Below are 21,044 nucleotides of genomic sequence, written 5' to 3'. Positions count from 1 at the left end.
GGCGTGCCGATAAAAATCAGCGAAGTCTTTGACCAGTGGGGCTGCCTGAAAAACGCCGTCGCGGCGTTCGTCGGCGAGGAGGAGAAAGATCTGAATATCGTCGTGGAGAAGGACGCCGTCCTGCGTCCCATTACGCCCGACATGCCGGAAGGGCTGGACATCATCCGTCACAGCTCGGCCCACCTGCTGGCTGACGCGGTGACCCGGCTTTTCCCCGGCGCCGTGCCGGCTATCGGCCCGGTCATCAAGGACGGGTTCTACTACGACATTCAGTTCCCTCAGCCGATCAGCGAAAGCGACCTGCCGCGGATCGAAAAGGAAATGCAGCGCATCGTCAAGAAATGTGTCCCGCTCGAGCGGATCAGCGTCACCGTTCCTGAGGCCATTCAGCTGTTCAAGGAGCGGAAGGATCCGTACAAGGTAGAGATCCTCGAAGGCGTCACCGACCCGCAGGTTAACGTCTACTGGCAGGACACCTATGTGGACCTGTGCCGCGGGCCTCACGTCCCGAACACGAAGTTCCTCCGGCACGTCAAGCTTCTGTCCGTTGCCGGCGCTTACTGGCGCGGGGACGAGCACAACATCATGCTCACCCGTATCTACGGAACGACTTTCGACACCGCGGAAGGGCTGGAGACCTACTTGAAGCGGATGGAGGAAGCCAAGAAGAGAGACCACCGCAAAATCGGAAAGGAAATGGACCTGTTCAGCTTCCACAAGGAGGGGATCGGGTTCCCGTTCTTCCACCCCAAGGGCATGGTGGTCATGAACTCCCTTCTCGATTTCTGGCGCCGTCTCCACACCCTCAACGGGTACAGCGAGGCCCGCACGCCCATGATCCTGAACCGGGACCTGTGGGTTCAGTCCGGTCACTGGGATCACTACCAGCAGAACATGTACTTTACCACCATCGACGAGATGCCCTGTGCCATTAAGCCGATGAACTGCCCGGGCGGGATCCTGATTTACAAGGACCGTCTTCACAGCTACAAAGAGTTCCCGATTCGGCTGGCCGAGCTGGGACACGTCCACCGGCACGAGAAAACCGGCGAGCTTCACGGTCTGATGAGAGTCCGCAGCTTCACTCAGGACGACGCCCACCACTTCTGCACCCCCGAGCAGATCAAGGACGAAGTCAAGTTCATCATGGCGCTGGACGACTATGTTTACAGCAAAGTATTCGGCTTCAAGTACCACGTCGAGCTGTCAACCCGTCCCGACAACTCCATCGGCTCGGATGAACTGTGGGCGACGGCCGAGAAGGCCCTTCAGGAAACCCTTGAGGAGACGAACACCCCGTACGTCCTCAACCCGGGCGACGGCGCGTTCTACGGCCCGAAGATCGACTTCCACTTGGAAGACTGCATTGGCCGGACGTGGCAGTGCGGAACGATTCAGCTTGACTTCAGTATGCCCGAAAAGTTCGACATGGTTTACATCGGCCCCGACGGTAAGGAACACCGCCCGGTCATGCTGCACCGGACCATTCTGGGAAGCATCGAGCGATTCATGGGCATCCTGATCGAACAGTACGCCGGCGCGTTCCCGTACTGGATGGCCCCCGTGCAGGTCAAGATCCTGCCGGTCAACGAGTCCCACGTAGCCTACGCAAAGGACCTGAAAGACCAGCTGGCCGATCGGGGACACCGGGTTGAAATTGACCTGTCGGACGAAAAGCTGGGCAAGAAAATCCGCAACGCGCAGGTGGAGAAAGTTCCGTTCATGCTGGTCATCGGCGACAAAGAAGTAGAGAACAAGACCGTCGCCCTGAGAGACAGAGCTGAAGGCGACAAGGGCAGCGTTTCCCAGGAACAGCTGTTTGAACTTTTGGCAAATCAGTACGACCCGAAAGCGGATAACTACCGGGCAAAATAACCTCAAGGCTTGCATGTCCAAGCCTTTCGTGCTATAGTCCTCAGATGTAACGAGCGAGCGCACACCGTCAAGCAGAGGAAACTCTCGCCCTCTGACGCTTCGGCTGTCAACGGGCTGGTGGACGCAGTTTCCGGCAACGGCTGACTGTATCCTGAGGGCTTCTTCCGCCATGGCGGGAGAAGCCCTTTTTGTGCGCCATAATCCCACGGAGGTGATTGACCATAGCCAGGAAATCAACAGACGAACCCCGCGTCAACGAAGAGATTACAGCCGAACAAATTCTCGTGATCGACGACGAAGGAGTGAAGTTGGGCGTCATGACCGTCGAGGAAGCGATTCACATCGCGTCCGAGAGGGAACTCGACGTGGTTGAGGTGGCCCCGGACGGCAAACCGCCGGTGTGCCGCGTTATGGACTACGGCAAATATCGGTATCAGCAGCAGAAACGAGTGAAAGACGCCCGCAAGAAGCAAAAAGTTCAGGCCTTGAAGGAAATGAAAATGAGGCCGAAGATCGACGAGCACGACTACGACTTCAAGACGCGCGCCATCGCCAAGTTCCTGGAAACGGGTCATCGAGTCAAGGTATCAGTCTTCTTCCGCGGAAGAGAGATGGCCTTCCTAGACAAGGGAAGAGACGTTCTCAACCGCGTTGCCGCCGACGTGGCCGAAGTGGGCCGCATGGAAGGCGAGCCCCGCATGGAAGGCCGATACATGAGAGCGATGTTCGCCCCCGGCGGAGCAGCAAACGAACAGACAAAATAGGTAATCGCCTACTGGTGAGGAGGAAATCGACACTATGGCCAACATGAAGACAAAGTCGCGCAGCGCTGCAAAGAAACGCTTTTCCCTGACGGCAACCGGCAAGGTCCGCTACCACAAGTGCGGTAAGAGCCACCTGCTGGGCTGCAAAAACGCCAAGCACCGCCGCCGTCTGCGCAAAGCGGGAATCGCCAGCGATGCCGCAACGCCGAGCATCAAGCTCATGATCCCCTACGCCAAGTAGGGCTGAAACTTTCAGAGGTGAACTGATATGCGAGTAAAAGTCGCCAGCTCCAGCGATCGGAAGCGGAAGAAGCTATTTTCAATCACTAAGGGATTTTTTGGGCGCAAGAAGAACGTCTACCGGAACGCTCGGGAGGCCTACCTTCACGCTCTGACCAGCATGTACAAGGACAGACGCCGGAAGAAACGGGATTTCCGCCGTCTGTGGATTACCCGAATCAACGCCGCTGCACGGATGGAAGATATGTCCTACAGCCAGTTCATGAACGGCCTGAAGAAGTCCCGCATTGAGATCAACCGAAAAATGCTTGCCGAGCTGGCCGTCAATGAGCCGGCAGCTTTCGGCGCGCTGGCCGCTCAGGCTCGTCAGGCGCTCAGCAAGTAAGTGAAAGCCTACAGTTCGCGTCCCATCGAGCGAACTATCATCGGAGGGTTCCTGTTAGTTATTTTGACAGGAGCCCTTTTGTTGTTTTTTTTCGGAGCCTCTGCCGGAAGGCCAATTTCGCCGGTCGACGCGTTGTTTACTGCCACGTCGGCCGTCTGCGTGACCGGGCTGACAGTCGTCGGCACAGATCAGCTGCCGTTGGCGTCCCAAATAACCATCCTGATTCTGATACAGCTTGGGGGACTGGGCGTCATGACTGCCGTCACGGCCAGCTTTTTGCTGACCGGCCGCCGAGTCGGCCACTATCAACGGCTCCTGTTTACCAGCTCTATCGGACTTGACAGCCAAGCCGGAGCTGTACGGCTCGTTCGGTGGATCATCGCCTCAGTATTCATCATCGAAGGGATTGGCGCTTGCTGCCTTTGGATTCTTTTCTGCGGGGAGCTCCCGCCGGGCCATGCCCTGTGGAACGCGGTCTTTCACAGCGTCAGCGCCTTCTGCAATGCCGGATTCAGTTTATTCCCTGACAACTTAGCCAGCTGGCACGGCTCTGGGGTTGTCCCGGTCGTCATCGCCTGCCTGATCGTGATCGGCGGAATGGGCTTTATCGTCCTTCTTGATGTGGCCCTTCGGCTTCTGCGGCGGCGTAAAACTCTTTCCGCTCACAGCCGAATGGTCCTGTGGACGACGGCAGTTCTGCTGGCCGGAGGGAGCCTTCTCCTGTGGGCTAGTTCTTGGTCGTCCGGCGCTTCGTGGAGCGCTAACCTGAAGCGGCTGCCGGAGGCCATGTTCATGTCCGTCTCGGCCCGCACGGCAGGGTTCAACATCGCCCCAATGACGAATGTAACGTCGGTGGGCGCTTTTATCCTGTGCCTGCTCATGCTTGTCGGGGCCTCCCCAGGCTCAACCGGCGGCGGCCTCAAGACGACCACCGTCGCCGTTTTGGCCATGACGGCAATCAGAGAGACCCAGGGCGTCCGCCAAGTCACAGTCGGCAGAGGGGGAATTCCCCAGTCGACGATCAACCTGTCCATCACTCTGGCGGTGCTGTACCTGTCGAGTATTGGAACTGGTATCATAGTCCTTGGGCTTGTAGAGCCCCTGCCGCTGAAGAACATCGTCTTCGACGCCTTTTCAGCCCTTGGAACTGTCGGGCTGTCGCTGGGCGACGTGGGACGCTACAGCCCGGCAGGGAAACTGGTGCTGACGCTCCTCATGTTCTGGGGGCGGGTTGGACTGCTCACGTTTGCCTACGGACTTTTCAGAAAGAGTGTCAGCGAAACTGGCGTCACCTATCCGGACGCCTCAATACCTATCGGCTAAACGAGCCTCAGCGAAAGGAGCTTGACATGCCTGCGGCTAGTCGCAACTATTTCATTATCGGGCTGGGACGGTTCGGCCAAGCGCTCTGCGAGCGGCTCTCGGCCCTTGGACAATACGTTATCGCCGCTGACTCCCGAATGGATCGGGTAGAGGCTATTTCCCCAAAGGTAGCCTATGCGGTCCGTCTTGACGGCACCGACCATCAGGCTCTGATCAACGCCGGCGTGCAGCAGGCTGACGTTGCCGTGGTCGCAATCGGGGCCGACCTAGAAAGCAGCATCCTCTGCACCGCCATCCTGAAGGAGCTCGAAATACCGAAGGTCATCGCCCGGGCCCAGACGGCGCTTCACGCCCGCGTGCTGACCCGCGTGGGCGCTTCGCGAGTCGTCTTCCCCGAGCGGGATCTGGGGACGAAACTTGCCGAACAGGAGGCGAACCGCTGGCTTGCCGGGTTCTATCAGGTCGGGACAAATTACTCCATGGCGGAGCTGGCCCCCATGCCGTCAATGATCGGGAAATCGCTGAAGGATCATGGCTTCCGAAATCGCTTCAACGCCAACGTAGTCCTGATTAAACGGCAGGATGAACAGATTTTCCCAAGCCCCGAAACAGTCATTCAAGCCGATGATCTGCTTTACGTTGTAGGCGATACGGCAAACCTCACCGAGTGGGCAGACAAGCTGAACAAAACGAAGGAGGAGTAAGTGTGAGCGATCTGACTGACCGTATCGAACAAATCCGCCGGGATCTCCGCGGCCTTCTGAAAGAGGGACTGACGTCCCAAGCCCTTCAGGATATTAAAGTCCGTTTCTTCGGCAAAAAAGGCGACATGACCCAGCTGCAGAAACTTCTCGGGAAGATGACCCCGCAGGAGCGTCCGACGGCGGGAAAAATCATCAACGACGCTAAAAACGAGCTTTCAGCCCTCCTCGACGGCGCCATTGCCCGCAAGACCAAAGAGGCAATGGACGAAGCCGAGCGCAAAGACCGGGTTGACGTCACCCAGCCGGCGTGCGGCCGGCCGTGGGGGAGCTGTCACCCGGTCGTTCAGGTTACCTTCGACGTGCTGGAAGTACTCACCAACTTGGGCTTTTCCGTCCGTCTTGGTCCTGAGATCGAAAGCGACTACTACTGCTTCGAGGCCCTCAACATTCCGCCGCACCACCCGGCCCGGGACATGCAGGACACGTTCTATTTCCCCGACGGCTCGCTTTTGAGACCTCATACGTCTCCGGTTCAGATCCGTTCCATGCTCGCCCTTGGCGCGCCGCTGCGGGTGGCCTGCCCTGGACGGGTTTACCGCCGGGACAGCGATCCGACCCACTCGCCGATGTTTCATCAGGTCGAAGGCCTCGTCGTTGACAAGAACATTTCCGTCGCCGACCTGAAGGGCTGCCTTGAGGCCATGGTCAGCGGCGTCTTCGGCCGTTCGCTGGCCGCCAGATACCGAGCCAGCTACTTCCCGTTCACCGAACCGTCGCTCGAAATGGACATCGAGTGCTTCTCCTGCGGCGGCCACGACTCGTCCTGCCGAATCTGCAAAGGCACCGGCTGGCTTGAGATCGGCGGCATGGGCATGGTTCACCCGAGCGTCCTCCGCGCCGGCGGCGTCGATCCATCCCAGTTCACCGGCTTTGCATGGGGCATGGGACTTGACCGCATCGCCATGCTGAAATACGGATTGAACGACCTTCGGGCCCTGTTCGACGGCGACGTGAACTATCTTCTTTCGGGGAGGAATCAATAATGCTGCTCTCGTGGAACTGGCTCCAGCAATTCGTCTCGATTCCCGCTCCGATCGATCAAGTAGCTGACCGGCTGACCGTCACCGGCAGCGAAGTCGAGTCATTGACCCAAGTCTCACCAAAAGTAAGCGGCCTTCGGATTGCAAAAGTCTTGGAGACGAAAGTCCACCCCACAAAATCCGGTCTGACCGTCACGACCCTCGACTTGGGGAACGGCGAACGTCGGCCCTGCGTCACCGCGGCGAAAAACGTCACCGCCGGCTGCATCGTCTCGTACGCGCCGAGCGGCTCAACGATTGCCGACGGGATGACTTTGGGCTTTAGGGACTTCGACGGGTTCACCAGCGACGGCATGATGGTATCGGCAGCCGAGCTCGGCCTGCCGGAGCTCTCGCCCGTTCACGGCATTTTGCTTCTCCCAGACGACGCCCCGATCGGCGCCGACCTGAAAACATGGCTCGGCCTTGATGACTGGGTGATCGACCTGTCCATCACGCCGAACAGAGGCGACATGCTCAGCTACCTCGGCACGGCCCGAGAGATCGCCGCCCTGATTCCCGGCGCTTCGCTGCACCTGCCGGAGCTTCGCCCCGCCTTGCAGCAGCCTGGGGACTGGAGCGTCCAGTTCAACGGCGTAACCCTCGAAGGCGACGGCTGTATGGCCTATCGCCTAGGCGCCGCCGACAGCGTGAAGGTGGCGGCTTCGCCTCTCGAATGGGGCGTCAGGCTCTGCCTGTCGGGCATGAGGCCCGTCAACAACGTCGTTGACGCGACCAACATCGCCATGCTGGCATTGGGTCAGCCCCTGCACGCCTTCGACGCCGCTAGCCTGCCCGCGCCTGAAATTACCGTCAGACCGGCCCGGCCCGGCGAGACCATGATGAGCTTGGACCACAAAGAGCGGGTTCTCTCGGACGGAGATCTCGTCATCTCGTCCGGCGGAGTAGCCGTCGGACTGGCTGGCGTCATGGGCGGGCAGAACTCAGAGGTGACAGAGAGCACGGGCGCGGTGCTGATTGAAAGCGCCTGCTTCAGCGCGCCCGCCATATCGCGCACTTCGCGCCGCCTTGGCATTCCAAGCGAGGCCGCTTTCCGCTACGCCAGAGGCGTCGACCCGTGCCTGACCGAGCTTTCTCTCAGCTGGGTCAAAGCCCTGCTGAGCCAGTGGGGCGCCGCTCGGGTATACGAAAAAGAGATCCTCTGTCAGAAAAAGCCCTTTGAGCCCCGCCGGGTGTTCCTGACGGAGAGAAAGACTGCATTGCTGACCGCTCAGCCGGATCTGGCTAAGACGGGCAAAGAGACGCTGACGCGCCTCGGCCTTGTCGCCAGCGCCGAATCGGCCGAAGGAACGGAATACGTCGTTCCCAGCTGGAGAAATGACCTGTCCATCGAAGAGGACCTCATCGAAGAGGTCGCCCGCATTCACGGGTATCAGGACTCGCGCCCTCGGATTCCCGAACTCTACGGCCCGGGCCAGCTGGGCGAGTTCATGTCCCTTCACCGGCAGATTCGCGAAGCGGCCATGGCCCGCGGCTACTCAGAAGCTATAACCTACAGCTTCATCAGCCCGGATTGGCTTCAGAAGATCGACTATCCGGAAATTGACTCGTGCAAAACGTTAACGAACCCGATCAGCGCTGACTTGTCGGTCATGCGCCCGACCATTCTCCCGTCGCTGCTGGCTGCTGTCAGCAAAGCGGAAAAACGAGGTTGGCGGGACGAAATCAGGCTGTTCGAGTGCGGCAAGGCGTTTGTCCCGTCTCCGGAGGGAACCGTCGAGTTTGACAGACTTTGCGGCGTCGTGTACGCCGGTGCAGAGCGACGCCGCTTGTACGGCGCACGGACCGCCGAAGACTTCTTCTCCGTCAAGGCGGATCTGCTGGCCCTCCTCGTGAGCCGCGGCGTTAGAGGAACCTTCATCCCGGCCTCTTTGCCTTGGGGACACGCGGGGCAGACCGCCCAGGTCCTTCTGAACGGGAAACCGGCTGGGTATTTGGCCCAGCTCAAGCCGTCAATCTCGTCGGCTTGGGATCTTTCCGCGCCGCTGTTCTTCTTTGAAATCGATCTTGCTCCTCTTGCGCGCCCGTTCAAGCCCTGCTATAAGCAGAGCGGAGAATTCCCGCCGGTGTATCGGGACATCGCACTTTTGGCGGACAGAGGCGCGTCGTCTGAGGCCATCGCCAGCGAGATATTGGAGCTGGGCAAGCCGGTGCTTCGGTCGGTCAAGCTGTTTGACCTGTACTGCGGCCAAGGAATCCCAGAGGACAAAAAGAGCCTGGCCTTCTCGATGGCCTACCGGCTGGACGACCGGACGATGACCGACGCAGAAGTGGAAAGCCGGCATTCGGCACTTCGGCAGGCCCTAGAGAAGAAAGGCTACGTGCTGCGTTAACGCACAAGCAAAGGAGGTAATCGGACGATGAACGACCTGAAGAACTTCGATCAGCTGCTCTCTGATCTTTCGTCGGCCATCGAAACGTTTCGCCGCAACGAAGCGGTCAAGGAAGAGACGTTTCGGACGCAAACAAACCCATTCCGCAAGGAGCTGGAAGCCGTGACCAGCTCGCTTTCTGACTGCAAAAAACAGCTGCAGGACGCCAGAAGCGAGCTCGAAGCCGCGCAGAAGGAAAATCAGCGCCTTCAGACAACGCTGAGATCCGTCTGCAAAGGCCTGCGTGACCTGCTCACCCAGGCCAGCGAGGAGCGTTCCCAATGACAGAACAGGCTCGCGAATCTTCGATCACCCTTGGCAGCAAGACCTACGCGATACAGACGCTTCTTCCGCCGGAGGACGAGCTCCGAATCAAGCACATCGCCCAGGACTTGTTCGGCTCGCTCTCACGGGAGAACGACCAAGAACAGAAGTTGGTCATCGGTTGGCTGTTGATGGCCTACCGGCTCGAGCAGGCGCAAGTTCAGCTTGAAAAACTGCTTGCCCTGCTTCACGAGCTCAGCGGAACGGAGAAGGCAGAATGAAAGTTATTCAAGAGTTTCTCGCCCAGTCCATCACGCCGATTGACCTGATCATGCTGTGCCTGGCCCTGTACTTCGGCATTCGAGGGTTCCTTCTCGGCTTCGCCAGAGAATTTGCCTCCTTGGCAGGCACGCTCATCGGAGCTTGGCTCGCCTTTACTCAGTGGCGCTGGCTGGCCGACATCCTGTCTCGTACCTTTCCCCGCGTGTTCACCAACCCAGTTCTCACCCAGATGACCGCTATCGTACTGCTTTTCCTCGCCAGCGGCCTCATCTGCTCGCTCCTCGGCCGACTCCTCGCATGTATCTTTCGGTTCGTCTGGCTCAACTTCTTCAACCGCGTTCTGGGGCTCGCACTGGGGCTTGGGAAAACGATCATCATCGCCATGGTCATCGTCCATTTCCGTCACCTTATCCCTGGATGGCATATCGAAGGAACCTATACTTGGAAAGTCGCTTCGTGGGCTCTGACCTGGCTCGAAAATAATTTCCCAACTCTGCTCGGTTAGCCAGCTCCGTCATGAACCTTTCAGCACAAACAGCCCAAACGCTTGAACTGCCAGACGTCTTAGCTCTCTTCGGCCGCAAGGCCCGTAGCGAACTCGCGCTAAAAGCCTTGGCCCATCTGTCCCCAGCTTCAACTGTCGAAGAGCTCCGAACCCGGCAGAACACGCTCAAGTCCTATGCCGACTGCCAGGCAAAAAGGGGAGAGTTCCCTTGGCTCTCTGACGTAAAGCTCGCCGCTTATCTGCTTGACGAAGCCAAGGAAACCGGCTGGATCGACGGACCACAGCTCTTGACGATCCGCCGGCTTCTCGAACTCAGTCAGAAAATTAAAGAGTTCCTCGACTCAACAAAAGAGGACTGGCCGGAGCTTAAAGCTCTCTGCGGCCGCATCCGAGACTTTACTGAAGAAATCCGCCGCCTGGCTGTGCTTGACGATTCAGGCGAACTGCTTGACGGCGCCTCGCCTCGGCTGCGCGACCTCCGAACAAAACTGGAAAACGCGAAAGGCCAAGCGCGGGCTCGGGGAAACCGATTCCTCAACGGCCCTCAGAGCCACATGCTTCAAGAAAAGATCCTCACCCTCCGGAACGGACGGTTCTCCGTGCTGGTCAAGCCCGGCTCTGTCCCGTCCTTCCCGGGGATATTCACCGAACGGTCGCTTTCCGGGAACTCCGCCTACATGGAGCCCCAGTCCATCGTCCCGCTGAACAACCAGATAGCCGACCTGAACCAACAGATCAAGGAAGAAGAACGGACCATTTTTAGAGAACTGACCGGGCTCCTTCTGGCGCGGCAGGGCGCAATCCGTGCAGCCGAAGACGTCCTGTGCCAGCTTGACCTGTGTCACTGCGCCTTAGAGTGGATGTCCGGCGCAAAATGGCGCTTGGCCGAACTCCAAGCGCCATGCCACTTCCGCTTTTATCAGCTTCGGCATCCACTTCTAGGAAGCGGCGCCGTCCCTATTGACGTCGCCTGCGGACTGAAATATCGCCAACTGGTCGTCACCGGCCCCAACACCGGAGGGAAAACTGTCGCCCTAAAAACGGCAGCCGTGGCCGTCTACCTGAGCTGGTGCGGCCTTCCTGCCCCGTGCGGCGACGGATCGACCATCGGCCCGATCGACGGCATTTACGCCGACATCGGCGACGAACAGAGCATCGAACAGAACCTTTCCACGTTCAGCTCCCACCTGACCCGAATCGTCCAGGCTCTCGAAAAAGCCACGAAGAATTCTCTCGTCCTGCTGGACGAACTGGGCGCGGGAACTGACCCGCAGGAAGGCTCGGCCCTAGGCATTGCCCTTCTTGAAGAGTTTGGCAAACGGGGCAGTCTCGTTCTGGCCACAACCCACCACAACCCGATAAAGCACTACGCCACCGTCACGGCCGGCGTAGAGGCGGCCTGTGTCGATTTTGATCAAAAGTCACTGAAACCGACGTACCGGCTGCTCACCGGCGTTCCCGGGCAAAGCAACGCCCTAGCCATTGCGGGACGGTACGGTATGCCTCAAAACATATTGAGCCGGGCCCGGCGGCTTTTGAACGAACGGGAAGTGGACGCTGAACGCCTGATGGGAGAGCTGCAGACGAAAAAGTCCCAGCTCGACCGAATCGAGCGGGAAGTTATCCAGCGCCAAACCGAGCTGCAAACCGCCCAGACACAAATCGAAGCGCGGCGCAAAGCGCTCTTCAGCCAAAAAGACGACGTTCTCCTAAAAGCCCAGCAGCAGGCCCGGCAGGTTTTAGACGAAGCAGAACAGCAGGCTCGGGACCTCCTGAGAAACCTCCAAGACGCAGCTGAATCTGCCGGACACAAGGTCATGGAGGACCACAAAAAACAGACGAAGGCAGCCCGGCTCAGGGGAGCTGTCCGAGAAGCCTCCATCGAGGCCAGAAAAAACGCCGCCCTGTCTCAAGAAAAACCGTTGGCCGTCGGGGACTCGGTCCGAATCGGAGCCGACGGCAAAGCAATCGGTGAAATTGTCGCCCTCAGCGAAAACAACGCTGAAGTTCAGATGGGCATGATGAAAGTATCCGTTCCAGTCCGCCGCTTGGTCAGAACCAAACGGCCGAAGGAAGAGTCTTTCGCCTCGGGGCCGAAGTTCACCAAACCGGAAGGCGTCGCCGGCTCATTGATGGTCAGAGGGCTTTCGCTGGACGAAGCCATGCCGCTCGTGTCCCAGTACTTGGATCGGGCCATGAGAGCCGGTTACGGCGAAGTCACGATCATTCATGGGCGGGGAGAGGGAATCCTTCGCCGGGCCGTCCATGAGCTGTGCGCCAGCCTCAACTACGTATCCGAGTATCGCCTTGGCGGCCCCGGTGAAGGAGGATACGGCGTCACAATCGTCCGTTTCAAATAAGTCTTTTAGCGCAGACTTGCCTAAAACGCTTGACGAAAGCTATCTTCCGGTGTAGCATAACTCCGTTGCGCTCGTAGCTCAGCTGGATAGAGTGTCGCCCTCCGGAGGCGAAGGTCGTGAGTTCGAATCTCGCCGAGCGCGCCATTTGGACGGTTTTCCGGGATATTTCGGTATCTATCGGAATATGCATAAAATAGCGTGCCAGCCTTAAAAATATCTGGGCTGGCACGCTATAATTTTATCGGAATCAAACGGAATCAAACAGTCTTTACCGGCGCAAAACCGGGACTTAAACCGGGACTGTGTTTTTCGGGTTGAAGATGTTCCCGTTTACAGTCCCGGTTTTTCTCTCAAACCCTTGCTATTGCTGGTGTTTCATTTGGGACTTTTTGCAAAAGGAGCCGCCTCTGCTGACAAAGTCAACGATCGACAGGGCTAGAGGACGTGACGTCGGCTGGCATAATGGGAGTTATGTTCTTTTGCATAATTTTGTGAGGAAGTCGCAAAAATGCTACCTCAGGAAATTGAACAAGCTAAACGGGAGTTTGCGTATTTTAAAGAAAGGTGTGATGAAAATGGACAACAGCTCAGTCGGCATTCGCTGGGAAGATGTTCAGAAAGAACTCTTCACCCCAGAAGACATTGCCATTAGCCATCTTAAAGCTGCTCTCATCGGGGAACTTATCAGAGCCCGTCGGGAACTAGGATTATCTCAGCGCAAACTCGAAGAAATGAGCGGGGTAAAGCAGCCTGTTATAGCGAGAATGGAGCTGGGCGAAACAAACCCCCAAATTGACACCGTAATAAAGCTTTTAGTTCCTTTAGGTAAGACGCTGGCAATTGTGCCCCTTCCAACTAATGAATGATGAGAGAAGAGGGGGAGTAGCCTTTTTTAGGCGTGTTGGTTAAGTTTTTCGCGCCAAGCCTCTTGAAGCACTTGGGAGCAGTTAATCCCTTGTTTGTCCGCTAATTGACTCATTCACAAAGGCAAAGAAACGTTTTTCCTCGTGGCTCGTGTGTCCGTTTGCGAACGATATAGAACGGTGTCAGCTTTTAGCACTGAGCAGATTGTATCAGGAGTGCAGTGTAAGAGTGATTGAGGTGTTGGGGTAGGGATCTCAAGTCCCTCGTCTTCTGCTGTCACAAGCCATAGGGCCATGGCGTCTTTCATCTGGTCGATTGCGTCTGAGAGGTCTTTGCCCGTCGTAATGCATCCCGGCAAATCAGGGACGCGGGCATTATATCCAGAGACGTCGTTTTTTGTAAACGTTGCGGTAAATAGATAAATCATCGTGGCACCTCCTTATTGGCTAAGCAGGGAGCTTTAACTGAGCTATTTAGAAGCGCCAATCGACTGGGCAATGGCCGCTTGGAGCAGCTGACTGTAGTTGAGGCCGGCTTTTTTGGCGGCTTTGTCCATCCACGCGGGTACCGTGACGGATTTGCGAACGTAGGGTTCTCGGACTGCGGCGCGAATAAGCGGCATCCAAACTTCGATCAGGACATAGATTGCTTTTTCCTCTGTGGAAAGTTGAGCCTCTTGGGAAGGCGCTGGGATCGTGTCGTGATCGTCTTCCATACCGACCAGATGAAGCCCTAAGGCCTCTTTGGCTCTGTAGATCGCTTCTGTTGCGTCCTTGCCAACGGTGACGCAACCCGGCAGATCTGGAAAGGTGACGCCGACTTGGTGTGCTTCGTAGTGCAGCTGAGCCGGGTAGATATATCGGTCAACCATGATGTTTCCTCCTTACTTTAGGCGAATGCCCGCTTGTTGTTCAATGCTTTTGAGAAGCTCTCCTGAGATGTCCTTGACTGGGTAATGGATTGTCACTTTGCCGGGAACGCCGTCCTTTTTAAACTGGTGATGATCTCCGGCGATTCTGACGCAATACCAACCTTATCCTTCAAGCTGGGAAATGATCTTCGCGGATGGTAGGGATCGCCCAGAGCGGAACTCCTCTCTGACATAGTCTGAGATTACTATAACATCTTAATACATATGGTAAGTATATATTAACAGAAGCCGATTCGATCGAGAGCGTGAAGTGAGACAAGCCTGCAGGGTTCTGATGCCCTGCGCAATTTCAGGTACGGCACGACCGAAGGTCGAGCAGCACAAAAGCCACTCGCAGCAAGGGGCGTGTTCTTTTGCAATGATTTATGTAACTGGGGCTTAAACTGGGACCTTATATTTACAAAATAACGCGTTGAATATATTGTTTTATATAATACGTAAATATCTCGCATAAGTCCGAGCGTCTATATGATATTAGCCGCATCAACTGGGGGAGCTGTAAAAACGAGAACCTCTGAACGGGACATAGCAAAAATTAACTAAGTAACAACAAGCGCCGACCGCCCAATGGGCGGTTGGCGCTTGTTGTGGTTCCACAAAATCAACTGTCCAATCCACAGACTATTCGGACCTCTTCCATCGTGTAAGACTTCTTTCCAGAACGTAAATATTCTTGATACGCCTCATCACCGATAGCTGCGTCTTCTAAATCTTCGAGATATTGATTCAGGGCCTGTTGGACATAGACATACCATTGTTACGTGTGTCCAAATTTTTCCGCTACTGCACGTAGGTTAGCTTGCATTTGTTCTGTAAGTTGTAAAAATATGTATGAACACCTCTTTTACTATAATTTTTTTCTCTTCATCTGTCCAAACAGTTTGATTATGGAGCTTTCGTGGACCAGTACACTGAGGAGAACCGTCCTTTTAGACTTATTATACTAGCAGATTCTCACAATCTTCGATGTAACAGATAGCTGCGTCTTCATTTTGCTCAATAGCGACCTCAACCGCACGCGTAGCGATTTCGAGATACTGCTTGCTTATTGTCCTATACCTAAAACTCGATTGGGCTAATAAGCTGATTTCTTTTTGCTGTTCGTAGGAGAGCACAGGCACTAGCACATCTGCAATTTCAGACAGCTTCCAATGGTTGATGACCGAACCGCCTGCATCTCGTTCAGCTTGTAGCTGAACTATAGGGGAGTTCAACATTAATGTCAGGTAATCAGGAAGCATCTCATCTGTTTTCATGTTCAGATGCAGAATTGCCGATGAAGTTACGAACTCAGGATCATTCTCTTGTACTTTGTAGGCAATACCAACAGTTCCATCTTTAGAAAATAGGATTGTGTCTTTCTGAGGACGAGGGGCCTCGGCGCAACTTTTCTGGTCAAGATAGATACATGGCTCACTAATGCCTTGTGAGGATAAATCCTGTACTCGAACAAACGGAATTCCTTTTTCCATGTAGGCAGCGCTGCCAGGCTCAATGGATTTCTGTATCCTGACAAGGTGAGATAGCTTCTTACTATTCAGCCTTCCGAGTTGCACAAATAATTTGTCATACTTTGTCTGATAGTATTCGCTATCCAATCTCCCTGAAGCTCGGAAGGTTTCCGAGAAATTCTTGACAACATAGTTGCACTGTTGCTCTTGCAAGTTGGCAAAACAACCTAACTCTTCTAAGAAATAGAAGATTGCCAAGCGCCAGTAGTACATGGCTTTCTGATTATAGGTAGCAATTAGTGTCTGTCTGTCTGTCTGTCTGTCTGTCTGTCTGTCAGCATTACGACAGCGTCATCTTCACTTTTGTCAATAGCCAATTCAACAGATTCTGTCGCCAGATGAAGTAATTCTTTTGCTTGTTGGCGGTATCTCATGCTTTCTTGAACATACGACGAAATTTTATTCTGTATTTCGCCGTCCAAGATTGGAATGGGAATATTAAACAAGTCATTTCTATTTAGACTGGTGAGAATTGTTCCAGAGCAACCACGTTTTAACAAATCTTGCATAAACAACGATTGGAAGAGAATAAGCGTCACTTCTGGTTTGAGAGTTTCGGAGTTAAGTACATAAAAACCTGTTGAGCAAAGCGCGTTATTGTACTCCTTAGGAATTAACGCGATGCTATTCATTGAACCCTCAATGGAAGAGAGAATTACATCATTGGTTTTAACCATACGTCGAGCACGACTCGGCAATTCTTTCCCGAGTGCCTTTGTTATATCGTTGATTTGTCCCAGACTCCCTACATTGGCCAATTCAATATATTGATACTCTTGGTTGGGCTTAGGCACAACGTTTTGGTCCCGAAGATTAAAAACATCAGCAAATTGAGCATATCCATTGTGATAACTCCTAATGGCTTGAATCAAAGAGTCATACTTTGGCTGGTAATACTCTGCATCCAAACGGCCTGTTTTAAGGAACGATTCTCGCAATGCACGAATTGATATTGGGGCATTTGACAAATGATAATGATATGGGATATCTAGGTATTTTAATAAAATAGCTTGTGCTTCTCTATAAGTCTGTTGAGATTCAATGCGATGTCTGTTAGCTTCCTTGAAGAGAGTAGTGACCTTACTCTCAAAACACGGAGAAAACTCAGGCACCCAAAGGTCTCTAATCATGTATAAAAAAAGGTTTTGTTGAACATTACCTGAGGTCTCTCTGAGACATTGAGTTTTTCCATATTTGCTCATTAAAAATACTGTCATACATTCGGCAAAAACGTTTTTTCCTCTAGCACGAAGAATTGCTACATGACGATCAGAATTTGACGGAAGAATGTCGCTAGTAACCATAGCAACATTACCTATAGTCCCGACTGTAGAGATTAACACATCTTTTTCACGTAAGGCCGTTCTAGGATTCGCTTTATGTTGTTTTAATGAAATTCTGACATCCCGATCAACGTTTACAAATCCTTTTCTAGGAGAAGTGGCCGAAAGCAAGTGAACACTACTGTTAGGATCGTAATTAATAGATGCATGGATACCGTCCGTTATATAGAACATATCACTTAATTTTTTAAGACTAAGAGATTTAAGCTTGTTTAATAAACGCAAGTCTGCTTTTTTAAAGTACTCCGCGTCTATTCTGGCAGTATTTGCCCAAATTTCTTTGTAGTTTTTCTCTACTGCTTCCAGCCCATCCATCAGTTTCTGATAGTGTTCAGAGCTGAAGGATGGGCTCATTGAAAAAAAGATAAGCCCTCTCGTTTGGCGAACTCTTGAAATGCTTCCGCAATGCCGTCGTTCGTGAGTCCTTCGTGATTATAGAGGTCGTGATCTACGAATAAATGCCCGTGGTTATCAAGTTTCGGCACCCCATTCTCGTCGCATGCGAAGATCTTATCGCCTGAGTTATCCTTGCTTGGTTTTTGCATCGTGGCAAAGAAGATAGGATAATCCTCTTTTTTTGGGCAGAGCTTGTCATCCCACTTTTGCACAAACAGAACACTCGTCTTTGTCCCAGTATGTGGTTTGAAAACATTCCCATGTAACCCCACGACAGCAAGAATTCGGCAATGCTCGGCAATGAAATCACGAATGTATTTGTCAGAGGCGTTGTTAAAGCGTCCTTGTGGCAGTACGATTGCCATGCGGCCACCCGGTTTTAGAAAATTCAAATTGCGTTCAATGAATAAGATGTCACGCCCGACTTTACTTTGGAACTGGCCTTTAGCGTTTTTACCAAGGTCATATTTGGTGATGATGCGAGACTCTTTAATATCCCCCGCAAAAGGCGGGTTGGCCATAACAATATCAAAGTTAAATGCGTAGTTTTTGAGTTTTTAGTTGTTCTCAGCCTGCATAGGCGTCTCCATCCCACGTTGTAGCGCCAATCATTGTCTTTAGCGGTATCATCCCAGTGTTCGTAGTCGAGGGTGTTTAAATGAAGAACGTTCGTTTGCCCGTCTCCTGCAATGAGATTCAGGGTTCTAGCAACACGAACAGTTTTTTCGTCAAAGTCAATTGCGAATACATTATTATTAACATAATATGTACATTCATCCGGTTTTTCTTCTGTTGTGAATAGATTGGATTGAACTGACTCTTTTTCTTTCATGATGGAGCGCCACACGTGGAACATTGTATGTACAGGGAAGCCGCAGGATCCGGCTGCCGTATCGATCATAGTTTCGTCTGCACGTGGATTAAGCATTTTGACGCACATTTCGATTACATAGCGCGGAGTGAAGAACTGGCCTTTTTCTCCTTTGCTGGTTTTACTCATAAGATATTCGAAGGCGTCGTCCACAACATCAAGGTTAGAGTTGAACAGCTTTACATCCTGCAGGCTAGAAATGCAAATTGCCAAATGAGACGGCGATAGTAAAAGTTTAGCATCGCCAGTAAATACTCCGTCCCATTGATCTTTTGCCTGATCAAATAAGAATTGGATTTTCTTCTTGAGCTCTTCGTCTGTCTCCCCATAGTTACGAAACTCTAAGTTTCGCTTCTTATTACGGCCCGAACGCATCTCATCGAATAGCTTGGTGAAGATTAGCTTGAAAACTTCTTCAAAAACATCAACGCCCGCATTTGCAAGGACTTCGTCTTCCATTTCCAAAATGAGATCTTTCAAGCTTTTACGCTCGGTGACCAGCTTATCTTTTGCCACTAAATCGTCAAGTGTCCAACGTTCGGTCAAAATGTCTTTAAGGGATTCTTCGGCACTTGGAATGTTGGGGATATCCTCAAAATAGTTTGGATCCTTACGGTGATAGTAGGAGATCTGTCCGCCGTTTGTCCAAATACCAATTGGCGCACCTGTAGCGTTACAGTAAGAGCGAAGCTGTTCTTTTCCATCTTTCAGCTTTGGCTTTTTAAGTTCCACGATAATGTACGGGGTCGTGGAATGTTTTTTGTCGAATATCACGATGTCAGCACGTTTAACTTCACGCCCGAAATGAACAGGATATTCAACCTGCATCAAATCAAGTGGATAGTTGTAAATACTGTGCAGTTTGAGAATATAAAGCTGCCGGACTATTTCTTCTGGCGTGGCACGAATTACCTTGTTGCGCACCAAGCAATTCACTTCCCAGTATGGAGTACCTCTTTTTTCTCTTTTTGTGAGCTGGGATTCAATCTGCTGTAGTTCTGCCTCGGTGAACTATTCTATGGAATGAGCCGCATCTTGTAAGACTTGTTCCACAATGGTCATAGTTTTTATCCTCCTGCAAGTGAAATCACTCTGATTTTTCCAATTCGCAAATGTCTTCAACCCGGCAACTGAGATAGTCACAAATTTTCACAATGACTTCGGTATTTACGTTACTTCCGACTTTAAGGCGCGACATAGTGGAAGTGCTGATTCCAGCACCTTCTCGGAGCTGTGTTTTAGTAAGATCCAGATCAATCAGACGTTTCCAAAGTTTTTTATAGCTAAGATGGCTCATTCAGCATTCTCCTTGCATAACGCCTTAATGTAAGTTCGTTGTCAACATATGACTCAATGATACGATGCTGGCCTATGGTAGAGGACAAAGACACTCTCTTAAAACTCCTTTTCAAGTGAGGAGACAGTCGATACAACTTTGCATTTCTAACTGTCACAGTATGCCCTGTCTCATAGTATCTTGAGAGCTTGCGATCGAATAAAACACAAAAAGGATGTTGTTTTATTATACCTCATATTTAGGCTACAAAAATATTTTTTATCCTTTAAAGAGAAAAAACATCTTACATGAGCAGCTACAAAAACAGCACTAAAAGTAGGGAGATGCCTTATGTCATAATTTGTTCCGCGTCATTTGAATATTGATATAAAAAGCTGCTTCACATGTCAGGCAAGGTACCAAAGAGTGTTCGACCACCTTGATTCTGCTTTTTGTTGTTTTTTCGCCTTTGGCCTTGCATCATTCCAGACGGAGCATTCGTGATTCATAAGCGTCTGCTAGTCAGAGGCTAAAGGGGGAATTGGGGAATAGGTCAGTGGGCCGACTTTCCCTAAAACAACAGCAAGGCCGCCATATCATTTAACTTTCTCTTCAATTCTGGCAAAGTCCCGCTTTGTAAAAGCTTGGTTTCGCCCGTTTGGCGCTTTTCGTCTGAGGCTAGGAGCACTTGCGAATCTCCTTTTAAGCCGTCATAATCTTATCGGTCTTAAACGGCTGACCTGCCTGTCAGCAGAATATCCCAGCATTCTCAGCCCAACGGACGGCTGCGGCAGAACGCTTTTGCCGCGCAGCATTCGTCCGACGGCGCTTTCCGCGAAAGGAGCAAACGATGACGGCACAAAAGAAGCTGTACCTTTTCGGCAATTGGAAGATGAACCTCGGCCCGTCCCAAGCTCAGGAGTTCGGGGCCAAATTCCGGTCTCTCGTTTCTGCAAGCTCTGAGGACCGGGCTGTCTGGGCTCTTTTTCCGCCGTTTCTTTCTTTGGCGGCGCTTAAAGAGGGCCTTGGCGATTCGCCGGTGTCGCTGGGCGTGCAGGACGTGAGCGATCAACCGTCCGGGGCCTTTACCGGCCAGGTTTCCGCGTCGATGGCAAAAGAGTCAGGCTGTCGTTACGCGATCGTCGGTCACAGCGAACGGCGCCAGTATCAGGGCGAGACGTCAGCGCTTGTGGCTGCTAAGGCCGCAGCGTGCCGCGCTGCCGGCATTATTCCCGTCGTCTGTGTAGGGGAGTCGCTGGAGCAGAGAGAAGCTGGCCAAACTCAAACGATCATCGACGAACAAATAGCGCCAGTCCTTCAAGCTCTTGAGGGATCTCATGACTGGCTTATTGCTTATGAGCCTATTTGGGCGATCGGGACAGGGAAAGCCGCCCTTCCTTCAGACGCTCAAGCAGTCTGCCAACGTTTGGCCGATCAGAGCGGCGTTCCTGTTCTGTACGGCGGGAGCGTCAAGCCGGAGAACGCGGGGCAGTATTTTGCCCAGCCGGCCGTGAGCGGCGCCCTCGTGGGCGGAGCGAGCCTGAAACCAGAGGTTTTCTTCTCGCTTGCTGAAATCTGAGATAAAAATAAAAGGGGAGCCGCAGGAAAATGGTGTGCTCCCCGTCAATAGGACAGTAAAAAATCAAAAGGACTCGTACCGCCAGTCGAGCAATCGGCT

At 53.1% G+C, this 21,044-nt stretch carries 21 protein-coding genes, 1 tRNA gene and 1 pseudogene; 15 read left to right on the top strand and 8 right to left on the bottom strand.

The window, feature by feature from the left end; all coding sequences use genetic code 11:
* The first annotated feature begins 3 nt into the window (after positions 1-3).
* From thrS to JONANDRAFT_RS03635, 14 genes are all read left to right on the top strand, one after another.
* Entirely contained in the window at positions 4-1,875 is a 1,872-nt protein-coding gene (gene thrS, locus JONANDRAFT_RS03700; protein WP_008522826.1) for a threonine--tRNA ligase, read from the top strand.
* A 215-nt stretch (positions 1,876-2,090) separates the two neighbouring features.
* Complete coding sequence (infC, locus tag JONANDRAFT_RS03695; RefSeq protein ID WP_008521059.1) at positions 2,091-2,639, top strand: translation initiation factor IF-3; 549 nt, start codon at positions 2,091-2,093, stop codon at positions 2,637-2,639.
* 34 nt (positions 2,640-2,673) lie between these two features.
* Complete coding sequence (rpmI, locus tag JONANDRAFT_RS03690) at positions 2,674-2,880, top strand: 50S ribosomal protein L35 (protein ID WP_008522825.1); 207 nt, start codon at positions 2,674-2,676, stop codon at positions 2,878-2,880.
* A 27-nt stretch (positions 2,881-2,907) separates the two neighbouring features.
* On the top strand, positions 2,908-3,264 hold the full coding sequence (rplT, locus tag JONANDRAFT_RS03685; RefSeq protein WP_008522824.1) for a 50S ribosomal protein L20: 357 nt from the start codon (positions 2,908-2,910) through the stop codon (positions 3,262-3,264).
* An 81-nt stretch (positions 3,265-3,345) separates the two neighbouring features.
* Positions 3,346-4,587 carry a TrkH family potassium uptake protein gene (locus JONANDRAFT_RS03680; protein WP_231286732.1) on the top strand — a complete coding sequence of 414 codons (1,242 nt, stop codon included), beginning with the start codon at positions 3,346-3,348 and terminating at the stop codon, positions 4,585-4,587.
* A gap of 26 nt (positions 4,588-4,613) precedes the next feature.
* Entirely contained in the window at positions 4,614-5,291 is a 678-nt protein-coding gene (locus tag JONANDRAFT_RS03675) for a potassium channel family protein (RefSeq protein ID WP_008522823.1), read from the top strand.
* Between the two features lie 2 nt (positions 5,292-5,293).
* A complete protein-coding gene (gene pheS, locus JONANDRAFT_RS03670) occupies positions 5,294-6,334 on the top strand; it encodes a phenylalanine--tRNA ligase subunit alpha (protein ID WP_008521053.1) in 1,041 nt (346 codons plus the stop codon).
* The gene (pheT, locus tag JONANDRAFT_RS03665; protein ID WP_008522822.1) at positions 6,334-8,724 is read left to right on the top strand and encodes a phenylalanine--tRNA ligase subunit beta; all 2,391 of its coding nucleotides are present in this window, start codon (positions 6,334-6,336) and stop codon (positions 8,722-8,724) included. Before pheS ends, pheT begins: the two co-directional genes overlap by 1 nt.
* 27 nt (positions 8,725-8,751) lie before the next feature.
* On the top strand, positions 8,752-9,048 hold the full coding sequence (locus JONANDRAFT_RS03660) for a calcium-binding and coiled-coil domain-containing protein 1 (RefSeq protein WP_008521050.1): 297 nt from the start codon (positions 8,752-8,754) through the stop codon (positions 9,046-9,048).
* Positions 9,045-9,308, top strand: a complete 264-nt coding sequence (locus JONANDRAFT_RS03655; RefSeq protein WP_008521049.1) for a hypothetical protein — start codon at positions 9,045-9,047, stop codon at positions 9,306-9,308. Before JONANDRAFT_RS03660 ends, JONANDRAFT_RS03655 begins: the two co-directional genes overlap by 4 nt.
* Complete coding sequence (locus JONANDRAFT_RS03650; RefSeq protein WP_008522821.1) at positions 9,305-9,814, top strand: CvpA family protein; 510 nt, start codon at positions 9,305-9,307, stop codon at positions 9,812-9,814. Before JONANDRAFT_RS03655 ends, JONANDRAFT_RS03650 begins: the two co-directional genes overlap by 4 nt.
* A gap of 11 nt (positions 9,815-9,825) precedes the next feature.
* A complete protein-coding gene (locus tag JONANDRAFT_RS03645; RefSeq protein WP_008522820.1) occupies positions 9,826-12,174 on the top strand; it encodes an endonuclease MutS2 in 2,349 nt (782 codons plus the stop codon).
* A 67-nt stretch (positions 12,175-12,241) separates the two neighbouring features.
* Positions 12,242-12,318 (top strand) — tRNA-Arg (locus JONANDRAFT_RS03640).
* A gap of 425 nt (positions 12,319-12,743) precedes the next feature.
* Positions 12,744-13,040 carry a helix-turn-helix domain-containing protein gene (locus JONANDRAFT_RS03635; RefSeq protein ID WP_233417425.1) on the top strand — a complete coding sequence of 99 codons (297 nt, stop codon included), beginning with the start codon at positions 12,744-12,746 and terminating at the stop codon, positions 13,038-13,040.
* Positions 13,041-13,153: 113 nt separating this feature from the next.
* On the opposite strand, the gene JONANDRAFT_RS03630 is transcribed toward JONANDRAFT_RS03635, so the two are convergent.
* The 8 genes and pseudogenes from JONANDRAFT_RS03630 to JONANDRAFT_RS03610 form a co-directional block, all read right to left on the bottom strand.
* Positions 13,154-13,465: a type II toxin-antitoxin system HicB family antitoxin gene (locus JONANDRAFT_RS03630; RefSeq protein ID WP_008522816.1), complete on the bottom strand. Its 312-nt coding sequence runs from the start codon at positions 13,463-13,465 to the stop codon at positions 13,154-13,156.
* A 42-nt stretch (positions 13,466-13,507) separates the two neighbouring features.
* Positions 13,508-13,909, bottom strand: a complete 402-nt coding sequence (locus JONANDRAFT_RS03625; protein WP_008521045.1) for a type II toxin-antitoxin system HicB family antitoxin — start codon at positions 13,907-13,909, stop codon at positions 13,508-13,510.
* A gap of 12 nt (positions 13,910-13,921) precedes the next feature.
* Positions 13,922-14,059: pseudogene (locus JONANDRAFT_RS08555) on the bottom strand (type II toxin-antitoxin system HicA family toxin); the annotation flags it as partial.
* Between the two features lie 848 nt (positions 14,060-14,907).
* Positions 14,908-15,693, bottom strand: a complete 786-nt coding sequence (locus JONANDRAFT_RS03620; protein ID WP_008522814.1) for a restriction endonuclease subunit S — start codon at positions 15,691-15,693, stop codon at positions 14,908-14,910.
* 23 nt (positions 15,694-15,716) lie between these two features.
* Positions 15,717-17,138 (bottom strand): restriction endonuclease subunit S domain-containing protein, encoded by a 1,422-nt coding sequence (locus JONANDRAFT_RS08175; RefSeq protein ID WP_172633447.1) that lies wholly within the window; start codon positions 17,136-17,138, stop codon positions 15,717-15,719.
* 35 nt (positions 17,139-17,173) lie between these two features.
* Positions 17,174-17,695: an N-6 DNA methylase gene (locus tag JONANDRAFT_RS08455; protein WP_255348312.1), complete on the bottom strand. Its 522-nt coding sequence runs from the start codon at positions 17,693-17,695 to the stop codon at positions 17,174-17,176.
* Complete coding sequence (locus tag JONANDRAFT_RS03615) at positions 17,608-19,014, bottom strand: type I restriction enzyme HsdR N-terminal domain-containing protein (protein ID WP_267878604.1); 1,407 nt, start codon at positions 19,012-19,014, stop codon at positions 17,608-17,610. The genes JONANDRAFT_RS08455 and JONANDRAFT_RS03615 overlap by 88 nt, the downstream gene beginning before the upstream one ends.
* 163 nt (positions 19,015-19,177) lie before the next feature.
* Positions 19,178-19,387 (bottom strand): helix-turn-helix domain-containing protein, encoded by a 210-nt coding sequence (locus JONANDRAFT_RS03610; protein ID WP_008522812.1) that lies wholly within the window; start codon positions 19,385-19,387, stop codon positions 19,178-19,180.
* 829 nt (positions 19,388-20,216) lie between these two features.
* Between JONANDRAFT_RS03610 and tpiA the strand changes: the two genes are divergently transcribed.
* Positions 20,217-20,945, top strand: a complete 729-nt coding sequence (tpiA, locus tag JONANDRAFT_RS03605; protein WP_008521037.1) for a triose-phosphate isomerase — start codon at positions 20,217-20,219, stop codon at positions 20,943-20,945.
* Positions 20,946-21,044 lie beyond the last annotated feature (99 nt).

Origin of the sequence: Jonquetella anthropi DSM 22815, from assembly GCF_000237805.1 — a bacterium.
Lineage (GTDB): Bacteria > Synergistota > Synergistia > Synergistales > Dethiosulfovibrionaceae > Jonquetella > Jonquetella anthropi.
The sequence above is the reverse complement of the archived record's forward strand: the minus strand, read 5'-3'. Positions and strand labels throughout refer to the sequence as shown.

Coding starts and splice junctions, on each gene's coding strand:
- tpiA (WP_008521037.1), top strand. CDS start 20,217: ATGACGGCACAAAAGAAGCTGTACCTTTTCGGCAATTGGAAGATGAAC.
- JONANDRAFT_RS03620 (WP_008522814.1), bottom strand. CDS start 15,693: ATGTACTACTGGCGCTTGGCAATCTTCTATTTCTTAGAAGAGTTAGGT.
- rpmI (WP_008522825.1), top strand. CDS start 2,674: ATGGCCAACATGAAGACAAAGTCGCGCAGCGCTGCAAAGAAACGCTTT.
- JONANDRAFT_RS03650 (WP_008522821.1), top strand. CDS start 9,305: ATGAAAGTTATTCAAGAGTTTCTCGCCCAGTCCATCACGCCGATTGAC.
- JONANDRAFT_RS03610 (WP_008522812.1), bottom strand. CDS start 19,387: ATGAGCCATCTTAGCTATAAAAAACTTTGGAAACGTCTGATTGATCTG.
- JONANDRAFT_RS03630 (WP_008522816.1), bottom strand. CDS start 13,465: ATGATTTATCTATTTACCGCAACGTTTACAAAAAACGACGTCTCTGGA.
- JONANDRAFT_RS08175 (WP_172633447.1), bottom strand. CDS start 17,138: ATGGATGGGCTGGAAGCAGTAGAGAAAAACTACAAAGAAATTTGGGCA.
- JONANDRAFT_RS03635 (WP_233417425.1), top strand. CDS start 12,744: ATGAAAATGGACAACAGCTCAGTCGGCATTCGCTGGGAAGATGTTCAG.
- pheT (WP_008522822.1), top strand. CDS start 6,334: ATGCTGCTCTCGTGGAACTGGCTCCAGCAATTCGTCTCGATTCCCGCT.
- JONANDRAFT_RS03655 (WP_008521049.1), top strand. CDS start 9,045: ATGACAGAACAGGCTCGCGAATCTTCGATCACCCTTGGCAGCAAGACC.
- JONANDRAFT_RS03645 (WP_008522820.1), top strand. CDS start 9,826: ATGAACCTTTCAGCACAAACAGCCCAAACGCTTGAACTGCCAGACGTC.
- JONANDRAFT_RS03675 (WP_008522823.1), top strand. CDS start 4,614: ATGCCTGCGGCTAGTCGCAACTATTTCATTATCGGGCTGGGACGGTTC.
- JONANDRAFT_RS03660 (WP_008521050.1), top strand. CDS start 8,752: ATGAACGACCTGAAGAACTTCGATCAGCTGCTCTCTGATCTTTCGTCG.
- JONANDRAFT_RS03625 (WP_008521045.1), bottom strand. CDS start 13,909: ATGGTTGACCGATATATCTACCCGGCTCAGCTGCACTACGAAGCACAC.
- rplT (WP_008522824.1), top strand. CDS start 2,908: ATGCGAGTAAAAGTCGCCAGCTCCAGCGATCGGAAGCGGAAGAAGCTA.